19 protein-coding genes are annotated in these 26,875 nt (G+C 59.7%); 10 read left to right on the forward strand and 9 right to left on the reverse strand.

Annotated features, from left to right (window positions below; genetic code table 11):
* Positions 1-84 precede the first annotated feature (84 nt).
* Both HBE64_RS20130 and HBE64_RS20135 read left to right on the forward strand, forming a co-directional pair.
* Complete coding sequence (locus tag HBE64_RS20130) at positions 85-1,398, forward strand: O-antigen ligase (protein WP_167106200.1); 1,314 nt, start codon at positions 85-87, stop codon at positions 1,396-1,398.
* 135 nt (positions 1,399-1,533) lie between these two features.
* Entirely contained in the window at positions 1,534-2,388 is an 855-nt protein-coding gene (locus HBE64_RS20135; RefSeq protein WP_167106203.1) for a class I SAM-dependent methyltransferase, read from the forward strand.
* A gap of 23 nt (positions 2,389-2,411) precedes the next feature.
* Here HBE64_RS20135 and HBE64_RS20140 read toward each other — a convergent pair whose 3' ends face one another.
* The 5 genes from HBE64_RS20140 to HBE64_RS20160 form a co-directional block, all read right to left on the reverse strand.
* Positions 2,412-3,161, reverse strand: coding sequence for a bifunctional 2-polyprenyl-6-hydroxyphenol methylase/3-demethylubiquinol 3-O-methyltransferase UbiG (locus HBE64_RS20140; protein ID WP_167106206.1), 750 nt, complete (start codon positions 3,159-3,161; stop codon positions 2,412-2,414).
* Between the two features lie 70 nt (positions 3,162-3,231).
* A complete protein-coding gene (locus tag HBE64_RS20145; protein WP_167106209.1) occupies positions 3,232-3,927 on the reverse strand; it encodes a class I SAM-dependent methyltransferase in 696 nt (231 codons plus the stop codon).
* A 106-nt stretch (positions 3,928-4,033) separates the two neighbouring features.
* A complete protein-coding gene (asnB, locus tag HBE64_RS20150; RefSeq protein WP_167106212.1) occupies positions 4,034-5,896 on the reverse strand; it encodes an asparagine synthase (glutamine-hydrolyzing) in 1,863 nt (620 codons plus the stop codon).
* 130 nt (positions 5,897-6,026) lie between these two features.
* A complete protein-coding gene (locus HBE64_RS20155; protein ID WP_167106215.1) occupies positions 6,027-7,367 on the reverse strand; it encodes a lipopolysaccharide biosynthesis protein in 1,341 nt (446 codons plus the stop codon).
* A gap of 619 nt (positions 7,368-7,986) precedes the next feature.
* The gene (locus tag HBE64_RS20160) at positions 7,987-9,225 is read right to left on the reverse strand and encodes a glycosyltransferase family 4 protein (protein ID WP_167106218.1); all 1,239 of its coding nucleotides are present in this window, start codon (positions 9,223-9,225) and stop codon (positions 7,987-7,989) included.
* A gap of 514 nt (positions 9,226-9,739) precedes the next feature.
* On the opposite strand from HBE64_RS20160, the gene HBE64_RS20165 reads away from it, so the two are divergent.
* The 3 genes from HBE64_RS20165 to HBE64_RS20175 all read left to right on the forward strand — a co-directional run bounded on the left by HBE64_RS20165 (position 9,740) and on the right by HBE64_RS20175 (position 14,173).
* On the forward strand, positions 9,740-12,091 hold the full coding sequence (locus HBE64_RS20165; protein WP_243841393.1) for a UDP-glucuronate decarboxylase: 2,352 nt from the start codon (positions 9,740-9,742) through the stop codon (positions 12,089-12,091).
* A 30-nt stretch (positions 12,092-12,121) separates the two neighbouring features.
* Positions 12,122-13,588 (forward strand): sugar transferase, encoded by a 1,467-nt coding sequence (locus HBE64_RS20170; protein ID WP_243841394.1) that lies wholly within the window; start codon positions 12,122-12,124, stop codon positions 13,586-13,588.
* A 114-nt stretch (positions 13,589-13,702) separates the two neighbouring features.
* Positions 13,703-14,173 (forward strand): protein-tyrosine-phosphatase, encoded by a 471-nt coding sequence (locus tag HBE64_RS20175; RefSeq protein ID WP_371744018.1) that lies wholly within the window; start codon positions 13,703-13,705, stop codon positions 14,171-14,173.
* A gap of 55 nt (positions 14,174-14,228) precedes the next feature.
* Here the strand turns inward: HBE64_RS20175 and HBE64_RS20180 are convergent, their stop codons facing one another.
* Positions 14,229-14,675: a hypothetical protein gene (locus HBE64_RS20180; protein ID WP_167106221.1), complete on the reverse strand. Its 447-nt coding sequence runs from the start codon at positions 14,673-14,675 to the stop codon at positions 14,229-14,231.
* 408 nt (positions 14,676-15,083) lie between these two features.
* On the opposite strand from HBE64_RS20180, the gene HBE64_RS20185 reads away from it, so the two are divergent.
* From HBE64_RS20185 to HBE64_RS20200, 4 genes are all read left to right on the forward strand, one after another.
* Positions 15,084-16,067 carry an endonuclease/exonuclease/phosphatase family protein gene (locus HBE64_RS20185; protein WP_243841395.1) on the forward strand — a complete coding sequence of 328 codons (984 nt, stop codon included), beginning with the start codon at positions 15,084-15,086 and terminating at the stop codon, positions 16,065-16,067.
* A gap of 669 nt (positions 16,068-16,736) precedes the next feature.
* Positions 16,737-17,138, forward strand: a complete 402-nt coding sequence (locus tag HBE64_RS20190; RefSeq protein ID WP_167106224.1) for a hypothetical protein — start codon at positions 16,737-16,739, stop codon at positions 17,136-17,138.
* Positions 17,139-17,274: 136 nt separating this feature from the next.
* On the forward strand, positions 17,275-19,116 hold the full coding sequence (locus tag HBE64_RS20195; RefSeq protein ID WP_167106227.1) for a DUF4012 domain-containing protein: 1,842 nt from the start codon (positions 17,275-17,277) through the stop codon (positions 19,114-19,116).
* Positions 19,117-19,264: 148 nt separating this feature from the next.
* A complete protein-coding gene (locus HBE64_RS20200) occupies positions 19,265-20,722 on the forward strand; it encodes a polysaccharide biosynthesis tyrosine autokinase (protein WP_167106230.1) in 1,458 nt (485 codons plus the stop codon).
* A gap of 265 nt (positions 20,723-20,987) precedes the next feature.
* On the opposite strand, the gene HBE64_RS20205 is transcribed toward HBE64_RS20200, so the two are convergent.
* Positions 20,988-22,469 carry a lipopolysaccharide biosynthesis protein gene (locus HBE64_RS20205; RefSeq protein WP_167106233.1) on the reverse strand — a complete coding sequence of 494 codons (1,482 nt, stop codon included), beginning with the start codon at positions 22,467-22,469 and terminating at the stop codon, positions 20,988-20,990.
* Between the two features lie 10 nt (positions 22,470-22,479).
* Positions 22,480-23,823, reverse strand: a complete 1,344-nt coding sequence (locus HBE64_RS20210; protein ID WP_167106236.1) for an O-antigen ligase — start codon at positions 23,821-23,823, stop codon at positions 22,480-22,482.
* A 304-nt stretch (positions 23,824-24,127) separates the two neighbouring features.
* Here HBE64_RS20210 and HBE64_RS20215 point away from each other — a divergent pair, with 304 nt between their 5' ends.
* Positions 24,128-25,210, forward strand: coding sequence for a polysaccharide pyruvyl transferase family protein (locus HBE64_RS20215; RefSeq protein ID WP_167106239.1), 1,083 nt, complete (start codon positions 24,128-24,130; stop codon positions 25,208-25,210).
* A gap of 48 nt (positions 25,211-25,258) precedes the next feature.
* Here the strand turns inward: HBE64_RS20215 and HBE64_RS20220 are convergent, their stop codons facing one another.
* Positions 25,259-26,665, reverse strand: coding sequence for a LamG domain-containing protein (locus tag HBE64_RS20220; protein WP_167106242.1), 1,407 nt, complete (start codon positions 26,663-26,665; stop codon positions 25,259-25,261).
* Positions 26,666-26,875 lie beyond the last annotated feature (210 nt).

Consider the following 26,875-nt stretch of genomic DNA (forward strand, 5'->3'; position numbering starts at 1 on the left):
CCGGGGGATGCGATGGAAACCCAGATACGGCCTACCGGTCGGTTTGCGCAGCGAAGGTATCCGGACAGCTTTGGAGATTCAGGCATGACCACCAACCACAACTTGCGGACGGCTCCGCTTCCTGCCCCGCAGACCAGGTCTCCCTGGCCACTGACAACTGTGCTGGGATCTGCTATCGCATTCTCGCTGCCGTTCAACCAGCAGCTCCCCTCGGCACCAAGGGCATTATGGTTCGTCTGTGTCGCAGCCTTGATCGGCATACCGATCCTGTTCGCCAAGGCGGGTCGACGACCGCTGTACCCCGCCGTCTGGATTGTCGCCGGCTATGCGGCCATCGTCGCGGTTCTCACTGCGACCCGCGACGGCACGATCCCCGACAACTTTTTCGTCGGCTCCCAGTTGTTGCTATTGGTCGGATTCGGACCGTTCGCCATGACGGCCAATGCGCTGACAGATCCCAAGTTCATCCAGCGCGTGAGCGTCGCGTTTCTTGGCGGCCAGTTTCTGTCCGACCTAGCCGCGATACTGCAACTCCTGGGCTTCACCACGGTCGGATCAAAACCGGTGTGGGGGCGCGCCTATGGTCTGGCCGAACATCCCACGACACTAGGGCTGTTGGCGTGCGTCGGAATTCTGGTCGCTTTCGAGTTCCTCCTCAACACTCGACGTCACCGAACGCTAGTGCTCATAGCGCTGGCCGCCAATTTCGCGGGTCTCATCGCTTCAGGGACGCTCAGCGCGATGATGGCACTCGCCCTCGGAGCCACCGTTGTAGTCGTTGCCAGAAGGGATCGCCTCGGAAAGATTGCCCTTCGCGGAATCGCCTTCACACTCATCCTGTGGGCCATTGGCACGTTGACCGGCATTGCGGATTACTTTCCGTCAGCGCAACACCGATATCTCGAGGTCACCGGCCAAACCAAATCAGACAGCTCGTGGGAATTTCGACTATCAACCATCCGATTCGGCTGGAACAGGATCCTTGAAGATCCCTTCTTTGGTGTGGGTCTCAATATCAAGTACAGCGAGACGATCGAAAGGGCCACCGTGCATAACGTGTTCGTACGTGCTTGGTACCAAGGTGGCATTGTCCTGGCAGTCGCGTTCGCGCTCATCGTGATTGCGATCACCGCTGTTGCACTCAAGGCTATGGTCCACAAGAAGAACGCCACGGAAGCCGGCGTCCTCATTGCAGTCTTCTCGTATGCACTCACGTCATCCTTCTTTGAACAGCGCCACTTCTGGCTACCGGTGATTGTCGCCTGGGGCTCAATCTCGGCTGCCGCGATCAGAAATCCCTCACCAAAAGGCACGGCGCCAGACCTCGGCGCTCATCCATGCAGGATCACCGCATCAAATTCATCGTCGACGGACTCCAAGCCTGTGCGGCGCATGTAAAGTATCTGGCAGTAGTCATCAACCATCGTTGACGACGTACTGGGGGATATCGGCGGGCTGCACATCGTCAATGGTCGAGGGTTCTTCGAATCCTGCGCCAGTTGCGGGACGTAGTTTTCGAGGTGGAGGGAAAGCATGGGTGCCTTAGAAATTATCCGCTCATCAACGGGCATCTTCAAGATACTGTTACGCAACGGGTCGGCCCCACCACTTCTATGGCACTACTTTCAAGATTCCCTGTACTATCTCTTGATTTCTCGCGGAGTTCTTCGCGGACCAGCAGCACATATTTCCCAGGTACGTGCGGATTTTGAACAACGCGCCAAACAGGGCCAGTTCCGACGTACCTGGTTCGACCACAACATCACCCAGTGGTGCGTAGTTTTCGCGAGGACCTTCCAGCGCACCGACCCAGTCCGGATCCTTGAAATCGGTTCTTACGAAGGGCGTTCGACCGTATTTCTATTGACGTATTTCCCGAACGGAACGCTGACTGCGGTGGACACTTGGGCTGGAAGTGACGAACATGTGTGTGCCGCCGATGGGCGTGAGGGCGATAACGGATTGCAGTCGTGCTCACGCGGAGAATTGCTGAGCCTCGAATCTCGGTTTGATGCTAATCTCGAACCGTTTGCAGGCCGGATGACAAAAATCAGAGGATCGTCGCTACGCGTGTTGCCGCAGCTGCTGGACGAGAAACAGGAGTTCGACCTGATATATGTCGACGGATCGCATTTCGCTGATGATGTCCTGGCTGACGGTATCAACGCGTGGCGCCTGTTGACACCGAACGGTGTGTTAATTTTCGACGATCTCGTCTGGAATTTCTATCCGCGTGCCCATGACAACCCAGCGTGGCCCGTGAATATCCTATTGAAGTTTCACTCAGGCAAGTACAAAATTCTCAGCGCTGCTGGGAATCAACTGCTGCTGAAGAAGTTACTGGAACCGACTGAACGAGCGATTACCGCGTCGGCCTGGCCCGCGTAGGATATCGGGAGCTGTGCAATTCCCTAAATTCGCTTTGCGCCGACACCGTGGCTCGGATGCGTGCGCTCGTTCCGCTGCGCGATGAGCGTCTCGTGGAAGGTGAACATGCTACGCGCAATGTTTGGAGTCACACGCAACGCTGACTGCTTGATCACCCATTTCGTCGATGACCGGATACCAGGGGTATGGAATAAAGCAACATCCCGGGACGGATTCGTAGTGAATTGGGCGAGCACGTCGAATTGGCAAGTTTGAATCAACTGTCGGATCGCTTTTCCGCTGTACTTATTGATGTGTCCCACTGGGTTCCAATCGTAGTCGATCCTTAGACCCCGATTCAGCTCGAGTGGGACTTCTGCGATGAGCAAAGGGGCGATACGACGGGCCTCTCTTATCAGTTGGCGTGGGTGTTCGAGGTGCTCGATGACATGCGACATGATCACGACATCTGCGGAATCGTCCTTGAGTGGAATGGGGAATCCTGAGACTGCGAAGTCCGCCCGGACAATCGCGCGTGCCTTAGCGGCCCCGATCCCAGACTCGGAGATATCGAAACCGAGATAAGAGTCGAAAAAATCCAGCTCTGCCAGTCTCGCGGCGATTGCCCCGTCACCGCAACCGATCTCGACCACACGCGGCCGAGTACCTGTCAGCGAACGCCATGCTCGGACGATGTTGTCAGCCTTGTCGATGGCACCTAGGCGGCGCCACTCAAAGTCCTCGCCGCTGGCGTAGAAGCTTGCATAGTGCTGCTGCAAGTTCTCAGAAGCCACCATTCGAATCCCCCCGAATCTTTGAAAGGACAGGTGTGCGGGCTTGTCGCGCTCGCCAGCCCCTCCCCCACTAGGCCGTGCAGACGGCAACCAAGCTCCGCCGTCTACGCAGGATCGCGATCATGCGACACACAGCATTGAATAACGGCCGGGGCAACAAGCGATAGAACTTCTCGGTGTGCCGCGGAGGAACTGCATGAGCATCAACCCGCACCGAGAATTCTCTGAATCCAGCGTCAAACAGCGTGTGGCCGAGCAGTAGCGGTGTCCAGGTGTGCAGGTGGTGGTTGATGTCCTCGGCACGATACTGCTTTGAAGCGCGCCAGTCATCGATCGGCACTCGCAGGATCAGGCGACCACCGGGGCGCAGCGTCCGGCGAATCTCGCGAAGTGCTGCGATGGGGTAGGGAACATGCTCCAAGCAGTGATTCGAAATGCAGACGTCGACTGAGCCATTGCCGATCGATGAGATGTCAGAGTGCATCTCGATCTCATTGCCGAAGCGATCGTGGCATCCTTGACGCGCCGCTGGGTTGATCTCGACTGCAACTTTTCGACGCGCCTTCAGATGATGAAGTGTGCTCCCGGTACCCGCCCCGAAGTCGAGCACTGTGTCAGTGCTATTCACGTAGGGCTGCATAATCTCGGCAGTGATCTTGCCGGTCGTGTCCATGATCACCGCTGCGTACGCGAGGTAATCCTCACCAAGTTGCCCCAGATAATGATCTGAAGTCTCGTAAATCGGCACTTGACTATTCGCAGACATAGTCTCCCCCTCAGGCTGCGGAATAGGCCGCCCCCAGCGTCCGTAACAGCCCAAATCACAGTACCTCTTCTCCTGTGTTGAGTCAGTGGCTTTTGCGGCGATGACCTCAGACCGATTCCGCGATACAGGTTCGGAGCCAAAGTTCGGTAGTGAGGAGGCGGTAAAGATGATGGGCGGCGCCCTTTCCCCCTCCGACATGGTGCTCGATGAGGCGCGCCACCCGCTCCGGGCTGCAGTAGGCCCGAGTCTCGGCATCGTTGGACAACAGCAGACACTTGAGGACCTCACCACCATTTGCCGCAAGCCACGTGCTGATTGGTGTGGGGTAACCGAGTTTGTCCCTGCGGTTCGCGACTACGGATAGACCTACAGACCGAAGATATTCTCGCAGAATCCGTTTCGTCTCGCCGTTACCAACCTTGAACTCCGCCGGCAGCCTTCCTACAAACTCCACCAGACGATAGTCCAGGAAAGGCAAGCGGTTCTCTATCGAGTGGGCCATGCTGATGGCATCGCCGTAATGCAGTAGGCCGGGCAGAACATCCCGGGTGAGATCGTCGTTCAGTCGGGCATTCACCGTCCTCGCCGGCTTGTGAGATGCGCCGCGCTCGAACCGACTGACGAAGTCAGGATTCAGAGTACCGAGCGCCCCGACATGCCGGCGGTATACCCGCCTGGCGAACGCGGTCCGCTCTCTCACTATGAACAGCGTTAGCATCAGGGTCGAGAATGTCTGAGCGTAAGAACGGAATTCACGAGCAAAGGTCGGCAGTCGGAGCCGAAATAGCGAATCCAGTAGCACTATGGCGGCGTAGGGGGTGTACCCGCCCAACAGTTCGTCGCCTCCTTGGCCCTCGAGAAGTACCGGCGTTCCGGATGCCCGGGCATGCTGCACGATCTTCCACAGCGGAAACACCGCGGGAGAGCCTCCCGGGCCGTCCAGATGCCAGGTCACCCTTGTCAGCACGTCGAGCCAGTCGCAGGTGCTCGCCGAAATCTCTTGAAGGTCAACGGACTGATACTTACCGGCGACCAAGCCGGCCCAAGCGCGTTCGTCAATACTCTGGAAACCGTTGGGCGACTCATATACCGAGGTATAGGCCCGCACCCTTCCTCCGCTGGATTCGGTAGCTGCCACGGCGGCTTGAAGTACGGCTGAGGAGTCGAGGCCGCCGCTCAGTGTGACACCGACCGGAACATCGCTACGCATCCGAAGCCGAACTGAATCCGCAAAGAGCTCACCGAACTGCTCGACCGCTCTTCCATAGTCAGGTTCTTGCAGCGCGGAATCATCAGGACTCCAATAGATTCGAGTAGTGGGCGAAGACGCGCCGAGAACAATGCGGCCACACTGGCCAGGTCGGAGAACTCGGATACCGGCGTAGAAGCTACGGTCGCTCGAGTAGAGATCGCCTTCCGCGAGGAACTGGTACACCGACGCGTCATCAGGAGTACGCAGCTCGGGATACAGCTTCAGGATTGCCTTGGGCTCCGAGGCGATCGCGAGTCCGCCGTTCACCATCGCAAAATAGAGGGGCTTCTCCCCGAGACGGTCCCTCGCGAAGAAAGCCACCTGTTTACGCGGATCCCAAATCACAAAGCTCCACATGCCGTTGAGTCGGCTGAGGCAGCCCTCACCCCACTCGAGGTAAGCAGCCAAAAGGACCTCTGTATCCGACTTTGTCCTGAAAGTATGTCCGGCCGTTTGGAGTTCGGCTCGCAGCTCTACATAGTTGTAGATCTCACCGTTGTAGGTGAGTACGACCCCGGTCGGCTCGTGAAGCATCGGCTGGTGGCCACCGGACGTAAGGTCGATGATCGCCAACCTTCGGTGGCCGAGCCACGCATGGGCATCCGCCCAGGATCCTTCGTCGTCAGGCCCACGGTGAATCAGACTATCGAGGGCTTGCTGGCGGCGGATGCCAAGATTCGCGTGGCCGTCACCGATGATCGCGACTATTCCGCACATGGCGCCTGCTTGATATCCCTCGACGTCATCGCCCGCATGGGATCACCAATCGTGCGCCTGCGTAACGCGAGGGGCACAGTATTCTGCGCGTGCGCGAGCGCGTACGTCTCTCCACTGTTGCGGTTCCCCTTCATCTTTCACCTAGTATCGGCGCGGACGCCGCCGGGTTGCCACGCAGCCAGCGTTGAGGAAGCAGCATGCGAAGCGTCGACAAGCCCACCGGAAAGGGCCCGGTCAGACGCCGCACGAGAATGACGCCACAGACGCACATGGCGAGGTCGAAAAGCAGGCCTGCGCCCGCAGCTCCGGTGACGCCCAAATGTCGAACAAGGACGAAGGTGAGGGCCAGGGCCGCCACTGCGCCAGCCAAGAACCCATACGTGAACAGTTCGTGGCGATTTACAGCAAGTAGTAGGTAGGCCAGCGGATTCCACACCGTCGCCGCCACCAGGCTGACAGCGGTAAGGGCGATCATCGCTTGCGGAGCCGCTATTGCCCCCCTTGTCCACCACTCGAGCAAAGGGTTTCCGAGAAGTATCAGAGTCAACGCCGCCGCCGCGCCGACCAACGCGTTGAACGTCGTCAGGGCACCGGTGACTCTAGCGAGCCACGCCTGATTTCCACGAGCGTGCTCTGCGGTGAACTCCGGCAGTATCGGCAAAGTGACACTCAAGGAGAATTGCAAGCCAACCCGCGAAAGCGTGCGCAGGCTGGTAAAGATCGGCACCGTGGCGGCGCCTGCAGCAGCGCCGACCGCGAGCGCGGTTCCTTGGATGTAGCCCGCCTGCCCGAGTGGCAACATCATCGCCGCCAGGGCGGGTCGCAGCAGTTCGGACATTCGAGTCCGACTCGCTTCTCCGAATCCAAGCCTTAGCCAGCTCGCCCTGCGAAGCGCGAGCCCTATGTGTCCGACCACACCTAGGGCTCTGGCGATGAGGTACGCGAGGGCAGCCTCGAGTGGTGTCCCACCAGATATCGCCACGCCAATGACGGCAAGGCCTTCAACAAGTTGCACGGTCGAGTCGAGGCTCGACGACAGGGCGAAACCACCATGTGCGCGCATTGCAGCCATGAACAGCCCGGACTGCATAGCCACGACTCCATACACGCACAGCACGATCAGAACAGAACGTGCGCCCCCACCATCCATCCCCCCAGACACCGCGAGCAAGCGATCCGGCAGCAAGAAACAGATCAGCATCACCAATGCGAGGAGAGCTGTGCTGCAACACAACACGACAGCCTGGGCACTCTGAAACGTGACGCGTGCCTGGCGGTTGTCACCCCGCGCCACTTCACCGATCAGACGGTTGCCTGCGGCATACCCGAAACCGAAATCGCCGGCCACCAAGAACGTTGGCACGGTGGCGAGCAGCAACCACTGACCATAGAGTGGGAGGCCCCAGGCCGTGGCGAGCGCTGGAACCATCGCCAACTGAGTCAACGCGATGACGGTCTTGCTGTAGCCCATCGCCAGAACACCCTGCAGGATTCGACGGCGCTTGACTCCGTCTCCCGCGGGGGCATCTCGACTACGACGCATTGGGTTAGAAGTCATGCTCGTCGGTCATCGACCAGCCGGGAGGCTCAGTCGGCCCACCCAACCGACGGCGGGTGATGATGGTGCCCTCAGCAACACCTGGCATGGCTCTAACGTCATCCGAACCCCCCGGTATGCGATTGCGCCCCAACGTCAACCGCGAGACTGATCAAGGCCCCGTCCCGCTGGAGCGGTCGTCAACCGCGTACTGCAGGCCCTCGAGCAGTGATAGCCGCTGCCGAGTGTAGGGCATTCACCAGATCAACGCCGACTAATTCATCGAACCGTCAAGTATCAGTTCTTACGACGAAGAGGGCCGGAAGTTTCGCCCCCAACTCAGCCTACTGCCATCAGCCAGTCGGGTAACTGTTTCGGCAGCGCAGAACTCGCTAGCTCCAAGCTCAGGCGGCTGGTCGGGCCCGGAAGAACCTCGCCACCGAAGCGCGGACGAAGTTGCTCAGATAACCCCCGACCCAAAGCGATCTTGAAGACTGGCTCGCGAATAAACTTGAAAAGCAAAGATCTAAGTCACGCCGCCCCGCATAACCCATTACCAACCCCTTTCAGCCGCTATATCTTGAATAATCTCCTCAAATGCAGCTACCGCCACATCTGCGTCTAGCGTCTCCATTCGATATCTGCGTCCAGAGCGGCCAAAATTGGTTGCCTTCTCAATATCTTGGGAGACTTCCAGGGCCATCGCAAGGAGTGCCTGCGGATCTCCGGCGGGCACCACGATGCCGGCACTCGCGCGCTCGATTTCTCCTGCAGTTATTCCATTGGAATCGGTCGCAGCGAGAATCGGTCGTGCAGCATCGAAGTAAGAGGTGAGTTTGCTGGGCACTGCCATCGCTGCGACTCCCGGAAGTTCATTCACCAGAAGGCAGTCAGCAGCGGCAAGGGCGCACCGATAGTCGGAGTCGTCTAGCGGATCGACGAATTCTATGCGGTCAACTCCTCGCGCCAACTGCTCGAGCCGGGCCCGTTCGCCGCCGTCGCCAACGAGGACGAATCTGATGTGCGCCCTCTGCTCGTCTGCCAAGCGCGCAGCCGCGACTACATTCTCGAGTCCTTGTTTCGCGCCCATGTTTCCGGTGTGAACGGCGAGGTATACGTCAGTGGGCCAGTCGAGCGCCGCACGCGCATCGCTTTGGGAGATTGCCGGAGCGGGTTGCAAGTGAGTCCAGTTGCGGATGACAGAGACACGTTCACCACTGACCCCGAGACTGGCGGTGACGTAGGCAGCGAACGTGGGGTGGATCACGACCACCCGATCAGCTGCCCGAAGGACGCAGCCCTCCACCCACTTCGTGAGGACTGTCGAGAAGCGGCCGCCTTCTTTGGTTTCAACCAGTCCAAGGGTGTAGAGGTCTTGCACCCAGACGATCAGAGCCGGTCGTCTCGGAGTCAAGCGAAAGCGCAACGCAACCAGGGCAGTGGCGAAAAGCGCAGGTGAAACGGCAATCACGACGGAGTCGGAGCGAAATCGGCGGAGGAACAGGCGCAAGCCAAAGCTCACTTCAGACAACAACCGCCGCAAACCCCTCGGGGGGCGCGGCACGTAATGGCGCACTCGATGAACGACTACACCGTCGATCACATCGGTCCGCTTCCACTGTCCGTAGCCGGGCCGAATCCTCCATTCCGGATAGAACGGATGAGCAACCCACGCCGTCACTCGATGCGCGCGCGCGCTGAGACCGGCGGCCAAGGCTCCGGCATACGGCGCGATTCCCGTTGCGTCCGGCGGATAGTGCAAGCTCAGTATCGACACTCGGCGTCCAGCCATGGCGTGACATTACAACCGGTGGATTTTCTGCCGCAGGCAACAGAGAAACCCCGGATGGTCTCGAGCTTCGAGGTGCTTGCAACTCGAAGCTTTCCAGGTTTGCGCGGCCGGTCGCGGACTTGCTCGTTGAGAACCACAAGTCGTGGCGGTTTCTGAAAGAAGCCGAACCGGGCCGCCGAGCGCCGATGAACACCGCATTGGACTCGCGCGCAAAGAACAGGGAGCACGCGCGTGTTCGCACTCCAAACCGCGGCTCTCCACACTTCCGCGCGCTGGTCGCCAAGGTTCGCCATTCTGATTGCTGAGGGCACCCGACGGTGCTAGCGTCAGAGTCGAGCATGAGCTGGCCAACATAGGCTCTACGCTATTCGGGGTTCGGGGGGATTCACGTGTGTTCATATTTTCCTTTGCAAATAGCGGCATCACCGCGACCTTTCTTAGCTAATGGTCGGCCAATATTTGCAGATGGAGGACGCGGCTTACTCAAGATCAAATACCGATTCGAGTGGGCCGTATGGAACAGACAAGAGCATCGGGGGCGGTCATGCGGCGACGGGCAGTATTAACGGGCGGTGCCGGGTTCATCGGCTCTCATCTTGCGGAACGGCTGCTGGATCACGACATTGACGTGATATGCCTAGACAACTTCGTGACTGGGGCGGCCGAGAATGTCGCCCACCTTCAAGGCCGGGAGGGCTTTCGCCTAGTCAATGTGGACGTTAGTGACTTCATTTCGATCCCCGGGCCAGTTGACTACGTGCTCCATTTCGCTTCTCCGGCTTCGCCCGTGGACTATGCGGAGTTCCCCATACAAACGTTGAAGGCCGGTTCTTTGGGAACACTCCACACCTTGGGCTTGGCCAAGGAAAAGGGGGCCCGCTTTCTTCTTGCGTCGACCTCAGAGACCTACGGTGACCCGCTCGTCCATCCTCAGCCCGAAACCTACTGGGGCAACGTCAATCCGGTGGGGCCACGTGCCTGCTACGACGAGGCGAAGCGCTTCGCCGAAGCGCTTACGACGTCGTACCGGAACGTACACGGCGTCAACACCGCGATCATGCGCATCTTCAACACATATGGGCCTCGCATGCGTGCGAACGACGGCCGTGCGATCCCAAACTTCGTAACGCAAGCACTGGCCGGTATCCCGATCTCGGTTCACGGCGATGGCAGTCAGACGCGCTCCGTCTGCTATGTCGATGATCTAGTCGAGGGTGCCCTACGGCTCTTGTTCTCCGACGTTGCGGGTCCGGTCAACGTTGGCAATCCCCATGAGATGACGATCTTGCAGTTGGCGGAACTCATCCGGGAGCTCGCCGGAACAGACTCTCCGATTGAGTTCTCTGAGCGCCCCCAGGATGATCCGTCTCAGCGTCGACCAGACATCACACTCGCGAGGAGCGAACTGGGTTGGGCTCCTGAGGTTGAAGCCCGCGATGGCCTGCTGCGAACCACTTCTTGGTTTCGCAGCGGCAGTGACCGCTCATGGCAGCGCACCCCCGTTGGTTCACTTGACGATCGGCCCCAGGAGCAACCGCGCCACAACGTTGCGGTCATCGGTACCGGATACGTCGGCGCGGTCACTTCGACATGTTTGGCGTTTCTCGGCCATTCCGTGTGTGGTCTGGACACCAATGCTTCATGCGCTGGTCAGCTCAACGATGGGCAGGCGCCCTTCGTCGAGCCTGGATTGCAAGACCTTCTCAAGTCGACATTGTCGACCGGACGGCTACGGTTCACCAGCGAACCCAGCGACGCATTGTCCGATGCAGACTTCGTCTTCCTTTGCGTTGGAACTCCACCGGACGATGGCGGATCGCCGGACCTTTCGCAGCTCGAAAGTGCTATCAGTTCGTTGGCGCCGCATCTTCGCCCAGGTGCCGTGATCGTCAACAAGTCCACCGTGCCGGTCGGTTCAGGTAACTGGACGCGCACAATCCTGGAAGACGCATTAGAGGGGAGCCGGCAGCTGACGTTCCACGTCGTCTCCAACCCGGAGTTCCTTCGGGAGGGATCTGCTATCGATGACTTCCTCTACCCCGATCGCATCGTGCTGGGCGGTGCCGACGAGGACGTCAGTTGCGTAGCCGAGCTCTACCAACCGGTGCTGAATCAATCGTTCGCCGGCGGTCGACGGGGTATTCAGCCAGCGCTGATCACAACGGAATTGGCGTCCGCCGAGATGATCAAGTACGCCGCGAATGCGTTTCTGGCGACGAAGATCAGTTTTGCGAACGAGATGGCCCAGCTGTGTGAGCTGCTCGGTGCCGACGTCCGAGAAGTGCTTCCCGCCATCGGTGCCGACCACCGCGTTGGAAGTGCGTTCCTCAATCCTGGTGTCGGGTGGGGGGGGTCGTGCTTCGGTAAGGACGTCGCCGCGCTGATCTCATCCGGCCAGGAATACGGCTACACGCCAACGATGTTGCAAGCAACCGTTGCTATCAACAAAGCGCAACGAGCCAGCGTCGTGCGAAAGCTTCAGCGGGAGCTTCACGTGTTGAAAGGCCGCCGAGTCGCGTTACTCGGCTTGACCTTCAAGCCCGGAACAGACGATCTGCGTGACTCGCCAGCCCTCGATATAGCTCGGCGGCTACTTGCCGCAGGCGTGACAGTCTCCGCCTTCGACCCAGTCCTGAAGGAACTTCCGGTCGAGTTCGGCGCGGTGCGACTAGCACACGATGTTTATGATGCCGCCGACAGAGTGGACGCTGTTGTCGTTACCACCGAATGGCCGGATTTCCGCCAGATTGACCCTGCCGAGTTGCGCCGTGCCATGCGAGGCACTGTGGTTGTCGACGGCCGAAATTGTCTGCCGGAAGCACACTTTGCCGAGTCAGGCCTGCGACTGATCGGATTCGGCTGGTGACGCCACGCCACTGCATCGCAAGGAGTCAATGTGACTATTGACATACCCCGCAAGCGACTCTCCGTTCGCAAATCCGACCTGCGCGCGGCGTTGGATTCCCCGGTGGAGATTGGTGGTACAGCGCGGGCACGGCAACTCGGCCTGCAACATCGCTATCTCCTGGAGATATCAGATCTGATCACGCTGACAGCCTGCGCTACCCTTGGTGCGCTGGCACTCAGCCACATCAGCGCGGAGCGCGCCGGCCATCTCGGCATCCGCGACATAGCGGTCGCGACCACAGCAATGGCGGTCGCACTGCACCTTCACGGGCTGTACCGTCGACCCGCCTCGCGTCTGAGGCCGAGCGAGTGGTGGCGGCCCATGGTGGTCGCTCGGTGCCTGCCGACCGCCGCCCTGCTCGCACTCGGAGCTGACACCTTCATCGGCGGCGGCGGAAGAATGCTCACGCTGACAGCTGCCGTGGCCATGACACTTCCTGCCATCGTCTTGGTGCCGTTCGGACGGCGACTGGTCGTCCGACTGTTCGATCCCACCGTGAGCCGAATCTTGGTGATTGGGACTGGACCGAGTTCGGTTCGATTGACATCGAGGCTGCAGCGGTGCCCCGATACTCTGGTGGTCGGCCACGTCGATGACAATCCGACTCCCGGAACGCTTGTCCTTGGCAGCCTTTCCGACCTTCCCGCCGTCTGCAAGGCTTATCAGGTTGATCGGGTCATCATTGGCTTTCCGAGAGCTGATGACGCCTCCGTGCTCGAGGCCCTGCGCCACCTTGAGGGACAAGTGCCGGTTTCTGAGATTCCACGCTATTTCGAGCTGCACAACTGGCGAAGCGAGGCCGAGGAGTTACATGGCCTAACTCTGGTGCACTTGCCTACTGCCTCACTGGGACCAGTCGCACGAGTCTCGAAGCGGATCATCGACGTGACGCTCGCGACGTGTGCACTCATGTTCGCCAGTCCGGTGCTGCTTATCGTCGCCGTCGCGATCAAGCTCGACAGCAGCGGGCCGGTGTTCTTTCGCCAAGAACGAATTGGCCAGGCCGGCAAACCCTTCCAAATCTTCAAGTTTCGCTCTATGACTGCTGACGCGTGGGAGCAACGCGACATCATTGCACAACTCAATGAGGTGGATGGTCCTCTGTTCAAGATGCAGAACGATCCAAGAGTCACCAGGGTCGGCGCCTTCATCCGCAAGACCAGCATCGACGAACTGCCTCAATTGATCAATGTGGTCCGAGGCGAGATGTCGCTGGTCGGCCCTCGCCCACTGCCGACCGAGGAGTCCGAGCACATCGATGGTGCAGCGCTGGCACGCCTGGACGTAAAGCCTGGCATAACCGGCCTTTGGCAGGTCTGCGGTCGGAGCGAGTTGACGTACGCCGACCTCCAGCACCTTGATTCGGTCTACGTCCGGTCGTGGTCGCTGATGTGGGACATGCGAATTCTGATACAAACGCCGCGGATAGTACTTGGACGCAACGGTGCCTACTGACAAACTATCCCCTGACAGGTGAGTTGAGACCCCCGCGGCTTGCGCCGCCAGCGGAGCAAGGAGGACATTCTGAGAGTTCTGTTTGTCTGCACGGGAAACATCTGTCGGTCGCCTATGGCGGAACGGTATACAGCTGCCTACGCCAGGCAGCATCAACTCTCCCACCTCCTAGCATCTAGTGCCGGTACCCATGCGGTAGTCGCACATCCGATGCATCACGAGGCAGCAGCGGTGCTTGCCGAAATCGGTGGCGACGCATCAGAATTCGCTGCGCGACAGCTGAATTCGAGAATCGCGTCAGACGCCGACCTCATTCTCACCATGACGATGGCGCAGCGAGACATGGTATTGGAACTCGCCCCACGCCAACTCCGTAGGACATTTTCGCTGGGCGAAGCCTCTCGACTTGCATCAGAGGGCGGGGGCATTAGTGTCACCGACCTCGCAGATCTCCGTCCGCGCCTTCAATCGTCCGAGCTTGTGGACGTCCCCGACCCTATCGGCCAGAGCCCGGAATTCTTCGCGATGGTTGGCTTCCAGATCGCAGCCCTGCTGACACCGATCCTTGAATTGTGCAGACAGTAACTCCGAGCGTATTGCCAAAGCGGCCATATCTGCTGGCCGACAACGAGTCCCAGGACTACGCCTTACTAGCTAAATAGTTCTCGAACTCAGCGGAGCAGCCACCGTATGCGTCACACTCCTGCTGGCACCATTGCGCAGTTTTCTTATCAGCACCGCATGCGTCGAAGTTTCCTTTGTTCCAGTACTCGATGTAACCCTCGATCTTCTTGGCCTGTGAACCATCAGCGGTGGCCGCTGAATTGCCGGGCTTGCCTGGGGAGGCGATCCGCTGATTGCAGTTCAGTTCAAACAGCCACCTTGAGCCGTGAGCGGCCCGCCCTTGGGAATTCAGCGTAATTGACGGGTACGCGTTGGTGACCACACAGTCATTGGTGGGCAGCTGACTACCAATGATCGTCGCAATCATCGGCGTCCCGCCGTTGCTCTTGACGGATTCGGAAGCCTTTGCATAAGTCTCGCCATAGAACGGCGGCGCCCCATTGGCAGCGCCCGCACCGAGCATCAGCACTAGGATCGGTGCACTCGCGAGAGTCCCGAGACATGCTGCAACGAATCTCTTCACGTTCTCCCCCATCGAACGGCACGCCACCCCAACGGACATGCAAACCAGCCCCTAAACCATATCGCTCGTTCGAGGCTCCGGTGACGAAATCTGTGACGCGACCGAAGCGTTCTTCGATAGGACTGGAACTGGCCCAATCTCCATCAATCACCGACGTCGTCTCCCCAGTCGAACGGTGATTGCGACGCAATTTGACCGTTCAACGATCAGCCAAACAACTTCTCTCCCAAGCATCCCTGCACCTGCTCCGATTGCTTGAACCGGGACGCTTTAGACCGGCGTCCATCAATCCCCACACTGATAGCCTGCGTTCGAATCGTGGGGCGCCGTAGGGGGAGGGCTGCATACGTGTACAAGACGATCCGTGTGGTGGTTCTGTCAACAGTGTCGATTTCGGCTCTCGGATTCGCCCTTCTCGCCCTGGCGGCGCGAACGCAACCGATAAAGACAGTCGCGGATCTGGTCCTCGCTGTGGGGTCGCCTTACGTCACGCTCGTTGCCCTGTTGGGGCTGTGCCTTGCTGCTTCCTGCCGTCGAGTGGCACTCTCGATCGCCGCCGTGGGCGTCCTCGTCGCCACCCTCGCTGTCCAGGTGTCGTGGTACTACCTTGGCCGGCCCGTGACGATCGGCGAGCACGTCTCCCTGCGGGTGCTGTCTTCGAACCTTCGCTACGGACAGGCCGACCCTTCATTCCTCGTTGGCCTGGCCAAGGACGGCGCCGATGTGATCACCCTCTCCGAGTTGACTCCAGAAGCCGTGCAACGCTTTCAGCAAGCCGGAATCGACAAGACCTTCCCCTACTCTCAACTCATCCCCTCGGCTGGCGCCGGGGGAATCGGCATGTGGAGTCGGTATCCGCTTACCTCCTTGTCGGCACCGCGGCACCGCGGCGTGACGATTCCTGTAGCGCGGCTGCAGATTCCCGGGTTAGCGACAGAACCACTACTGGCGAGTGTGCACGTCACATCGCCGGTCGCCGAAGAACATAACACCGTCGCAGAGTGGCGCAGCGGAATGGCAAGCGCCAAAGCACAATTAGCGAACTTTGCGGACAGTGCTGGATTCGGTGCGGTCATCGTGGGTGGCGACTACAACAGCACTCCCGACATGCTGCAGTTCCGGGAACTGCTGACTGACGGCTACCGCGATGCTGTGGAGCAGCTCGGCGCCGGCTTCGCTCCGACCTTCCCGTCCAACAGGTGGTATCCACCTCTGATCACCATCGACCACATTTTGACCCACAACGCCGCTGCTTCGTCGATCCGTACTGTCGAAGTGCCGGGCTCCGACCACCGCGCATTGCTGGCAACCATCGAATTGCCCACCGGCTAGTTCTACAACCGACTGAGGTCGTTGACAGTCTGGGCTCCTTGGAAGGAGCTGTATGGCTGAGCGCGTGTGGAGCGAGAAGGACCTAAGCCGGCGTCGATCACCCATGCGGGCCTGCGGTGGGCGATCCGGAACAGTCGCGCGCCCACATCACCGGCACAGTCCGCAGCATCGGCGATGACACCACCGTTGCCGACGCCCTCCGGCAGCCCCCCACTTCCACTGCTCCCGCCGCGGATCGGCAGGCCACCGGATGCTCACCTATTCGCAGCACTTCCACAGATGTCTCGCAGCAACCGCTACCGATGTTGGTACACCCAGATTCCGGACCCAGAGCACTGCTGAGTGCACGCGATTGGAATCCTCGCTATCGAAGCTGAGGGCCCGATCGAGCCCGGGAGCACGCCCTCTCGCGCTAAACACGTGGGCCAGCAAATTAATGCGCAAGAACGGCGATCCAAATTCCGTTGCTGGGTAGCAGAGAATTTACAAACTTTGCGCATGAAAGTAGGTATTTGCGTTTGACAGCACCATCACCTTCTGACACGATCTCACCAGCTCAAGCCCTTATCCAGCAGGTTTCCGTCCACGAGTATCGACGGCTTCACGGCCGACAATTGGGGGTCCCAAATGACTACTGCAGGCGCAACCAATTTCGCTACCAAGTTCCAGGTGGGTACTGCGGCACTGGTGCTCGCCACCGCTGCCGTGATCACGCCTACGGCAGCTCACGCGGCAGGAATCGGCAATTCGGTGTCGGGAGCTGTCAACTCGGTCGTGATTCCCACTGCTGCGGCGTCCGCCACGACCACTTGCAACCCGGGAGACGTGGGCTGCTATCTCGTTGAATCAGTCGTCTCCGGAGTGCAAACCCTGGTACGCGGAACGGTGACCTTCATCGGAAATGTCGCCTACGTCCTCGTGGACGGCACCGCTCAGCTCTTGAAGCTGGTGTCCAAAGTCGTCGGCGGTCCCATCGGTGAATTCTTCAGCAACGTGAGCGACGGGGTCAGCGCCTTCGGCACCTCCATCGCCCTGACGTTCCATGCCGGCCCCTACCAGACTGGCGCGTAGCTCAATCTCAACGGAATCACTCGTCAGTTGGCGCCGCCCGCGCCCGCTGGAGATTCGGTTCTTCAGAGTCAGCTATCGCGACTGCTGTCTGCTGTCGTCTAACGCAGACCGCACTGGAGCACGGGGAATGTACTGAGTGGGTCTCTTTTCACGGCATCGGTCCAGTGGCGACTCGAACGATAGCTCCACGACTTCGCCCGACACCGATGAGCGCCCCTGGTTCAGGAGCGGCAGGGTTGCGTGGTCAGGCCTTGGGATTCTTGTCCTGCTCATCGCGTTCGGCTGCTGGCTCGGTTTCCAAGCGCAAGCAGCCAAGGCCCACCTCGACCAGGCGCGCAGCACTGCCCAGCAGAGCAAAGATGCACTGCTGCAGGGTGATACGGCTGACGCGACACGGTTTGCCGCTGATGCGCAGACGCAAGCACAGGCTGCCCGGGATGCGGCCCACTCCCTGCCCTGGAACATCGCTTCCGCAGTGCCGTGGCTGGGCGGCCCTTTCAAGACCGGCCAACAGATAACCGATGTGGTGCTGGGGCTGGCGGCTGACGTTCTGAAACCCACCGCAGATGCCGGCACCAGCGTCGCGCCGAAGCAACTGCTTGCGAACGGCCGACTCGACGTACAGTCACTTCGCAAGGAAGCGCCGATTCTGGCCAAGATCGCTGCGAGCGCAGCGCGGCTTAACGCTGAGGCAGAAGCGATTTCGGATCCGCATTATGTTTCGGCGCTCGGTGAGGCCCGAACGAAACTTCAAGCGCAGACTGCCGATATCTCCCAGCTGGTGGGCAACGCCGCTGTCGCCGCGCGTGTAGCGCCGGCACTCATGGGTGCCGACGGCCCCCGCACTTACTTCATGGGATTCCAGACCAATGCCGAGGCCCGAGGCACCGGAGGGCTCCTCGGCGGGTTTGGAATTCTGCGATTCGACAATGGCAAGCCCGCAGTGGACACGCTGGGCCGCAATACCGAGCTTGATAAGCCCTTCACGCCGATGTCTCTTGGCCCAGACTTCGACCAGCAGTACGGGTTCACCCATCCAACTACGGATTTCCGTAACAGCAACCAGAGTTCCCATTTCCCATATGCGGCCCAGATCTGGCAGTCGATGTGGGAACAACAGTCGGGAATGAAGGTCGATGGTGTTGTCGCCATCGACCCCATCGCACTCAGCTATATCCTCGGGGCCACCGGACCTGTCGTGATGCCGGACGGCGAGACGGTAGCGGACAACAACGTCGTCGAGTTGACTGAGTCGACCGTCTACACCCGCTTTCCCACAGATCAATCCGCGCGTAAGCAGTATCTGCAGGAGGTTGCTTCCGCGGTGGTCAAGAAGATCGGCGCGCCGGTGCAGTCCGCGCGCAAGTTGTTCGACGCCTTAGGCCGTGCGATCGGCGAGCGGCGAATCTCGGTCTGGAGTTCGTCACCTGCCGACCAGAAGCTGCTTGAAGAGACTCCTCTGGCTCATGTGGTTCCAGATGATCCGGCGCCCTACGCGGAGGTCGTCATCAATAATCTCGGCGGCAACAAGATGGACTATTACTTGGATCGACAGATCGAGTATGTCGCTGACGGTTGCGATGGAGATACGCGGATGTCGACTGTCACGGTCCGGTTGACCAATACACTCCCGGATGCATCTGGACTGCCGGATTACGTCGCAGGGAAGTTGGGCTTCTTTCCCGCTCTCGCAGAGAACATCCCGAGGGGCGCGATGCTCAGCTCGGTACGCCTGCTCGCAACCAAGGACGCGCAGGTAATCAGTGTTGTCGTCAACGGCAAGAGGGTTCGTGTCTTCGGCGCCAAGGAGCGCGGACACCCCAGCTTTGAGAGTCAAGTGGCCATCGCACCCGGAAAGACTGCGGAGATCACTTTCCGGCTCTCCGAACCCACAGCCGCTGGGGCGCCACGCGTACCAGTTCAACCGTTGCGCGACACCGTTATCCCGGAAGTCACGGTGCCGCAATGCTCAAAGTGATTCTCCATCGCCGCCCGGGACAAGTTCGTCGGATGCAGCCTGCGGATAGTGCAGGTAACAGCTGTGCAATGTTCAATTTGAGGTCCAGCGCCTACTCAGGTAGGTCAGCCGCCGGGGACGCAAGTCCGCCTATGGGAAGGGGAACGCAGTGAATCTCCAGGAATTTGTCAAAATTCTTCGAGCGCGCTGGATTACAGTCACCGCAGCCCTGACGGCCGCCCTACTGGCGGCGGTCGCTGTCACTCTGCTGACCACACCGCTCTACCAGGCGTCGACACGGCTGTTCGTCTCGACAGCGGCGGGCGATTCCTTGGCAGACGCCTATCAGGGCACCCTGTTCTCCCAAGAGCGCGTGTTGTCGTACACGCAGCTTCTGAAGGGTGAGACCCTGGCCAAACGCACGATCGACAAGCTCGGCCTCGATATGAGACCCTCCGCACTGACCAAACAGATCACAGCCTCTGCCAAGCAGGACACGGTGCTCATCGATGTCCAGGTACTCGACGCCTCGCCCGTCCGGGCCCGCGACATCGCAAACGCGTTGTCCGACGAGTTCGTGAAAATGGTTCGAGAACTCGAGACGCCCCCAGACGGCTCGAAGCCCGACGCACGGGTGATCGTCGAACAACGCGCGACGATTCCCGAATCACCCGTCGTGCCCAAGACCAGCCGCAACATCGCGTTGGGGTTGGTCGCCGGTGTGTTGTTGGGCGTGGGCCTGGCGGTCCTCCGAGATCGACTGGACAACACCGTCAACGACCGTGAGACGGTCGAGGACATTACGGGCGTCGTGCTGGTCGGCAACATCCCGGCTGACAAGGAACGGCGTAAGGACGCGGCGATCGCGTTCGACAAAGAGAGTTCGGGTATCTCGGAGGCCTTCCGCAAGCTTCGGACCAATCTGCAGTTCCTCGCCGTCGACGACCCGCCCCGGGCGATCCTCGTTGCCAGCTCGCTGCCGAATGAAGGGAAATCCACAACAGCGATCAACCTGGCACTCGTACTGGCCGAAGCCGGGCACACGGTCGTTCTGGTCGATGGCGACATGCGCAGGCCGATGCTGGACAAATACCTGAACCTCGTTGGCACAGCGGGCTTCAGCACTGTCCTCAGCGGCGCAGCATCACTCAGCGACGTCCTGCAGAAGACCCGGTTCCCCGGCCTGACGGTGCTGGCTTCCGGCGCGATTCCGCCGAATCCGAGCGAATTGCTCGCATCCCAGGCCGCCAAGCGGATCGTGGGCGAACTGCGCGAGCAATTCGACTACGTCATTGTGGATTCCTCCCCCCTGCTGGCCGTCACAGATGCGGCCGTCCTGTCCACCAGTGTCGACGGCGTGCTGGTGATGGTGCGGTTCGGAACGACGAAACGCGAACAGCTCGCGCATGCGATCAGGAACCTCACCGGCGTGGGCGCGTCCATCCTCGGAGCTGTGTTCACCATGACCGCAGCACGTGGCACAACCTCGTACAGCTATAACTACAACTACAGCTATGGCAGCGATGGCGCGTCGCTGAACGGTTCATCGGCCACCACGAGCGGATCCGCCGAGGACTCCTCCGATGTGCCGGCCACATCCGAGAAAGAGGCCGTCGAGCCGGTGTGATCGATTCTCCTCGCTGCCAAGTTGGCGTTGACTACCTCTTCGCCGACCTGAGCTGCATCCCGACAGTCGCGAATCTAGTTCGCTGCCAAGGGATCCCGGGCAGAACCGACGCCCGCTATATGCTCGGCTCCCTGCTCACCTCACCAACGGAACTCGATCATCTCGATACCGACTTAGGTTGATCATCGGTATCAAGGTCGTCAGGTAGACGCGATGCCAGCCGCGTCCCCGCGTTGCGACTCAATTGATTTGGTCCGCCCATGGTCTAGGTCTTGCCGAGTCCCCGCAATCGCGCGACAGCGGGGCCAACGTTCTCGCGCAACATCTCTCGGGCGAGCCTGTTCGCCAAGATGAGTATCGCGTAGACGGCGGAGACCACAATGAAACCGAGCACCAACAGGATGAACACGTTAATGTTCGGTCCCGCAACCGCGACGAGACCCCATCCAGCGAGGCCGGCGACCAGACCACTCAGCAACACATGAACGCCTGATCGAAGGAAAATGCGCACTGGCATCGAGTCGCATCTCCTCAGCCACGCTAGGTTAATAAACCACGATATCGCCAACCCGGTCGTAAATCCCCAGGCAACGCCCGCCAAGCCAGCCAAAGATCCAACGACTATGCACAGCACCAAAATCGATCTCGTGACCAAACCGGCATAGAACAACTGGCGTGCATTTCCTGAGGCCAGAAAGGCCCAGAATACAATGTAGCTCATGACCTGGACCGCTCCGCCGATCGATAGAATTGACAACAGCGGTGCAGACTTACTCCAAGTCGGTCCGAGCACCACCTCAACGATAGGGTGCGCGAGAGCCGCGGCAAGCGAGAACATTGCCGTCAGCGCCACCGATATGGCAACCTGGGCCTTCAGCAGCAAAGGATAGAAGTCACCACCGGCGTGACGTCGGCGGGACAGTAAGGGAAGCGCGACATTCGTAAGTGGCGCCAACAGCTGATTGGCAGGCACGGTGAACATTTGGAACGCCCGATTGTAAATACCCAGCGCGCTCGCCCCCCAGCGAGTACCAATCAGATACGAGTCCGTGTTGTAAGCGAAGAAATTGAGCAGTTGAGTTAAGCCAGAATGAATGCCAAACAGGTATAGGGCTTTCATGCCGGACTCGCGCCTCGGCAATCCCGGCCACCACCCGCTGACCACGACTCGCATTATCAGCAGCGCTACATAAATTGTCAGCATTTGAATGACTAAGGACCAATATGCGGCTCCCGCCACAGCGGCAACCAAACCCGCAGCCAAGCCGATCACCTGTGACAACGCATCGGTGGCCGTCAATGCCATAAACCTCAAGTCGCGTGCGAGCCGCACCTGAAACTGCGTTTGAAGTGCGTTGATTGAGAATGACAGCGCGATCCAAGGTGCGACGGCTCGCAACGTGGGTTCGCTGTACATCGCCGCTACAGCCGGAGCCGCAGCGGTCAGGCTCACCGACATCACAAGACCAATAAATGTATTGCTCCAGAACAGGTTGCTCGCTTGCCCGTGGGTGAGCTTCGGCGTTTGAATTGCCGCTTGCAGTAGACCAAAGTCCCGAATTGTTTCGCCGAGCATGAGGAATACCGCCAACATGGCGATAAGACCAATGTCACGCGGGCTCAATAGGTGTGAGAACGCAACCAGACCGACAAACTGAACGATGCCTTTGATCAGCTGGCCTGCTACCGTGATTGCGCCGGCAGTCTTGGCTGATGTGGATGGCGGCTCGTCCACAGATTTGTCCACCGTCAAAGCCTCAAGTCCGAGCAGTCGAGGTGTCAGCTAAGGCTTCGCTATTTATATGCGGCGGTTGGGCCCGATTAAAGAAATTGTTGTTCGCGGCGAGGAAACCAAAACCCATGAACCACAAGGGAAGCGCCTCTGTAGCGATCATTCCCCAGCCGGTCCATGCAATCAGCAACAACCCCGGAAATATCGACAACAGTGCGGCTGTCTGCACCTCGAGGCCGAGGTGAGGTCTGATTCTGCTGATCCGAACCACGATGGTCAAGACTATCGGCACGAATAAAAGGATCGCCAGCGGGATTCCTAGTTCAGCAGCGGGATACAAGAACGAGTTATGGACGGGAAATCCAGCTGCGGCAAGTCGGTCGTAGCGGCCAACTACGTCAGTGTAGAAATTCGGGCCCGTGCCGGTAAAAGGGGCGCTTTCGATTTGGCCCAATCCGGTCTGCAGAAGCCGGTCACGGTATCCACCACCGGGGTCGGCCCGCTGCCTGTCCTGCAAAGCTCCGATGAGGCCGCCGTTCAGGACAATGAGCCCAATCGAGACGGCAAGGACGCCTAGTCTTGCTGCAATGGAGGAAGCCCTACCGCTGAGAAGCACCCACAGCACGATCGCGATCCCGATGGCGAGGATGTTCGCCCGCGAGAGGGTGAAGAGAGTCGCAAGAGAACCGAAGGCCACGGCAGTGTAGGTCAATCGTCGAGTGAGTGGTCGACGGCACGTCGACAGCGGCAGCAGAAAGCAAAGAAGTAGAAACACTGTCTTTCCGAGGATTGCGGGATGGCTGAAGAGACCCACCATCCGGCCCTCAGACGTGATCCAATTCTCGGTGTCGGGGCCACCCGCTCGGAGCAACATCACTCCCCGGGACTGCGCGACTGTAAAGACAAGCTGAAGGAAACAGACCGCAGCGCAGACCGAGGCCAGTAGCAGAGCAGATTTCTCAGTGAGGTTCTCGCTGAGCCAACGGCCTACAGCGAAAGCGACGATCGCCGTCACATACAGCTTGAGACCAGACCACTGCGCGGGGGTGCCACCCCACACGGTTATCTCCAGCACTAGGGCCGGCAGCCCGAAAGCCGCTAAGAGCCAACCGATTCTCAGACGCCCCCCGCCTGCCCATACGGCAAGCACGGCACCTAACAGCAATGCATCGCCAAGCCAGACTACGGGCGTTGAGGGAGCAATACCTGTATGCCTCGTTTGCGAACCGACAATAATCAACGAGGTCGTGACACCACCAAACGTGATCACATAGCCGGCTAAACATGCCACAGCCCAGCCCACATGTGACGCTGCAGCAAAGACGAATATCCCTACTGCTGCAATAATCAGTAACTGATTCGTTGACACAGGTCAGACCAACTATTCTCCGACGCAACTTTTCAGCCATAGCTTATGGCAAAGGAGTGTCCGTCGCCGAGGGGCACAGCCAAACTACGATGCGGGAGCTCCGATGACGCACTCGTCCAGTCATGCTGGGACCAAGCCACTAGCGCGGCGGATACAAGATCGGTGCAGGTATTCACTCGACGCCCGCTTCAATGCCGAACGCTGGCTTGTCAGTTCGCTGAGGCGTGACACCACAATGCCGTCCGGCCTCAGACACGTCGCGCGAAGCCGCCATCGGAGCCACCTGCTGCTCCCCACGATCGGCATGGGAAACATCGGCGACCAGGCGATGCTTGAGTCCTTCCTGCTCAACACCACTTGGCCGGTGACCCTCCTCGTAGAACACGAGGGTGGCCATGACATACCCTCGAAGTTCGCCGGGCGTGTCGAGAAGATCGTTTTACCAGATCTTTTCGCCACCAGACCCTGGGTTCGCAGCAGACTCCGGCGCCACATCGCGGGCCTCATCGGTGCCCACTCGACATTCTCGGTGATCGGCGCCGACGTGATGGATGGCGGTTACGACGCGGCTCAATCGAGCATCCGCTTTGGCATGCTCTGTATCGGTAACGCACTTGGAACCCCGAACCGGGTCCTCGGGTTCAGCTGGAATGGCGCGCCGCCCAGCGCAGTCCGGCAGGCACTCACGCTTTCTCAGCCAGGCTCACTGCTGTGCTCACGCGACCCGCGCTCCCTTGCCCGTCTAGGTCGTGACGGAGGTTTGAACCTGCACCAGACAGCAGACGTCGTTTTCGCCATGGACGCGGTCGAACCCTACGCCCCGGCGGCACCCTGGATAGCGGCGCAAGACCGCCGGCGGATCATCATCATGAATGTCAGCGGCCTGTTGGCGAGTCGGGGGGTCCGAACCGAGCAATACGTGGCCGTAGCACGCCATTTCGTCCGTTCTGGATGCTCGATCATGTTGCTGCCACACGTTATTCGTCCAGGCGACGACGACCTCGCCGCCTGTGCCGAAGTGGCGAACGAGGCCGGCACCGGTAGTTACGTTCATCTTGTCGAAAATTTGCTGCGGCCCAGCCAGGTCGCATGGCTCGCCAAGCAATCGTCGGCCGTACTAACTGGGCGAATGCACCTGTCGATTCTTGCACTTAATCAAGGCGTGCCAGCGGCAGTACTGTCCACCCAGGGCAAAGTCTCTGGATTGATGGACTTGTTCGAGACGCCTGATATGGCTCTGGAACCGGGGCCGGACCTTGCGAAGGATGCAATGGCTGCTTTGAATCAGATCATCGACGATCCTTCGGTACGTCAACGGGTTTCAGCTCGCCTGCCTAAAGTCCGGGAGTTGGCGCTTCTGAATTTCGATGGGCTCGAATCGGACTGATAGCACCAGACCGAGCCTGGCCTGCCTGCAGCCATCCTCATGCCCGACTCAGTCAGCTAAGAGTTCGAGATCAGTAACTCTGGCTGCCGATCCGTCGCCGCCAGCCGATATGAACCCAATAGCAGTCACCCTATCCGCGGAGATGGGCTCCGTGTTGGCGCCGTCAGCCAGCGCGAGCGCATCGGGTTCCAGGGTGACCGGCCGCCACTGTCCGGGCCCCCACGACATCACATGAACGACGGTCTCGGCCTCCGACCAGTTTGAAGCGTTGGCATGCGGTGTCTTCGTGCCATAAGCCGAGTTGGAAGCCCACCATTTTTCACCCGTGCGGATCAGCACGCGTTGCTGCGCTGATGACGGTAAGGCCGATAGCAGCTTGAAGCGCAACCGCTTGACCTGAGAGGCCGAAAGTCCAGTCAGCGGAATCCAGGTCGCGCCGATCGCCGGATTCGCCTTCCGCAAGAACGCCTTGTCTGAATCCGCCGGTCGCGAAGCACGGTAGTCGTCCTCGATCCCTGCAGAAACGTCTGCACTCAGCGTCCCCGCTACCGCAGTCCAACCGATCTCGCGCAAAGGATGCGGACCAGGAGACGTCACCTCGAACGAGAACATCGTAATCGGCTCGCCCGGTCTCAAAGTTCCCAGCCGGATAGCCATGATTTCGTCAGCCGTCAGCGCACGGTTGAAGACTGCCACACCGCCCAGTTTGCCGTCGGTGAAGTTCACCCCGTGAAAATCCGGCGGCTCGCCGCTAACCGCGGCACCAATCGAGAAGCGCTTAGTGGTAGGTGAATTATTTATCGGCTTCCCGAGAAAAAACGGGTTTCGGTCAACTGTTTGGTGCAATGAGTAACCGGGTTCATCCGGCGCAGGCTCGGCGACTGCCTTCCATACGTCGGACAGTCCGTCAACGTAAGCGGTGATGGTCTCACCGTCATAGGTGAAAGCCTCCATATGCCACTGGCCCTGACCCACTCCGGTGAAATACTTTCGCGCGCTTGCTGCGTAGTCCCTGTTATACGGGTACCCAGGACTTGGACCGTCCTGTGCGCCGATATGGGGCGTGTAGTGGCCGTGTGACCAGCCGATGTAGCGGATCGCATCGAAGTAGGATGCGTACTGGCGCGCCGAGTCGGGACCTCCCTCACAGTGCGACCCTGCTCGGCACGCTGTGCCGTTGAAGTTATCGTCGTGGTTATCAGCGGTGTCCTTGACCCAGTTCACGACTGACACCTGGTTACCACTCTTGGTTACGTCCAGAGCTCCGATGTCACCGTCTTTCACGAAGACGGTTTCGCCGTCGAGCACCAAAGACGGCCCGAACGGCCCCCTGTCGGCTGCATCCTTGACAACCGTCTTGGTGCCACGCGCCGTCAGAGTTAGCAGCTCGGCCCCATGGACGGCTGTGACAGTCTTTCCTCCCTCCTGATCGTCTTGGAAATCCCACACCGCCACAAGGCCATCGGGCCACGGGAAACTTGATGCGCCCGCGGATTGTCGCTTTGCAGTAGACGCCGTACATGCCCCCACAAGAGGAATCCCCGCGGTAGCGCCCACCGCGAACAGACCAAATGTCCCTAGGGCTTTGCGGCGTGAGAACAAGCCATCAGATCCAGCTGTCATTCATTAGCTCCGGCGCTGGCCCACACGGTCACGCGTGTAGGT

This window comes from Mycobacterium sp. DL592 (assembly GCF_011694515.1).
GTDB lineage: Bacteria > Actinomycetota > Actinomycetes > Mycobacteriales > Mycobacteriaceae > Mycobacterium.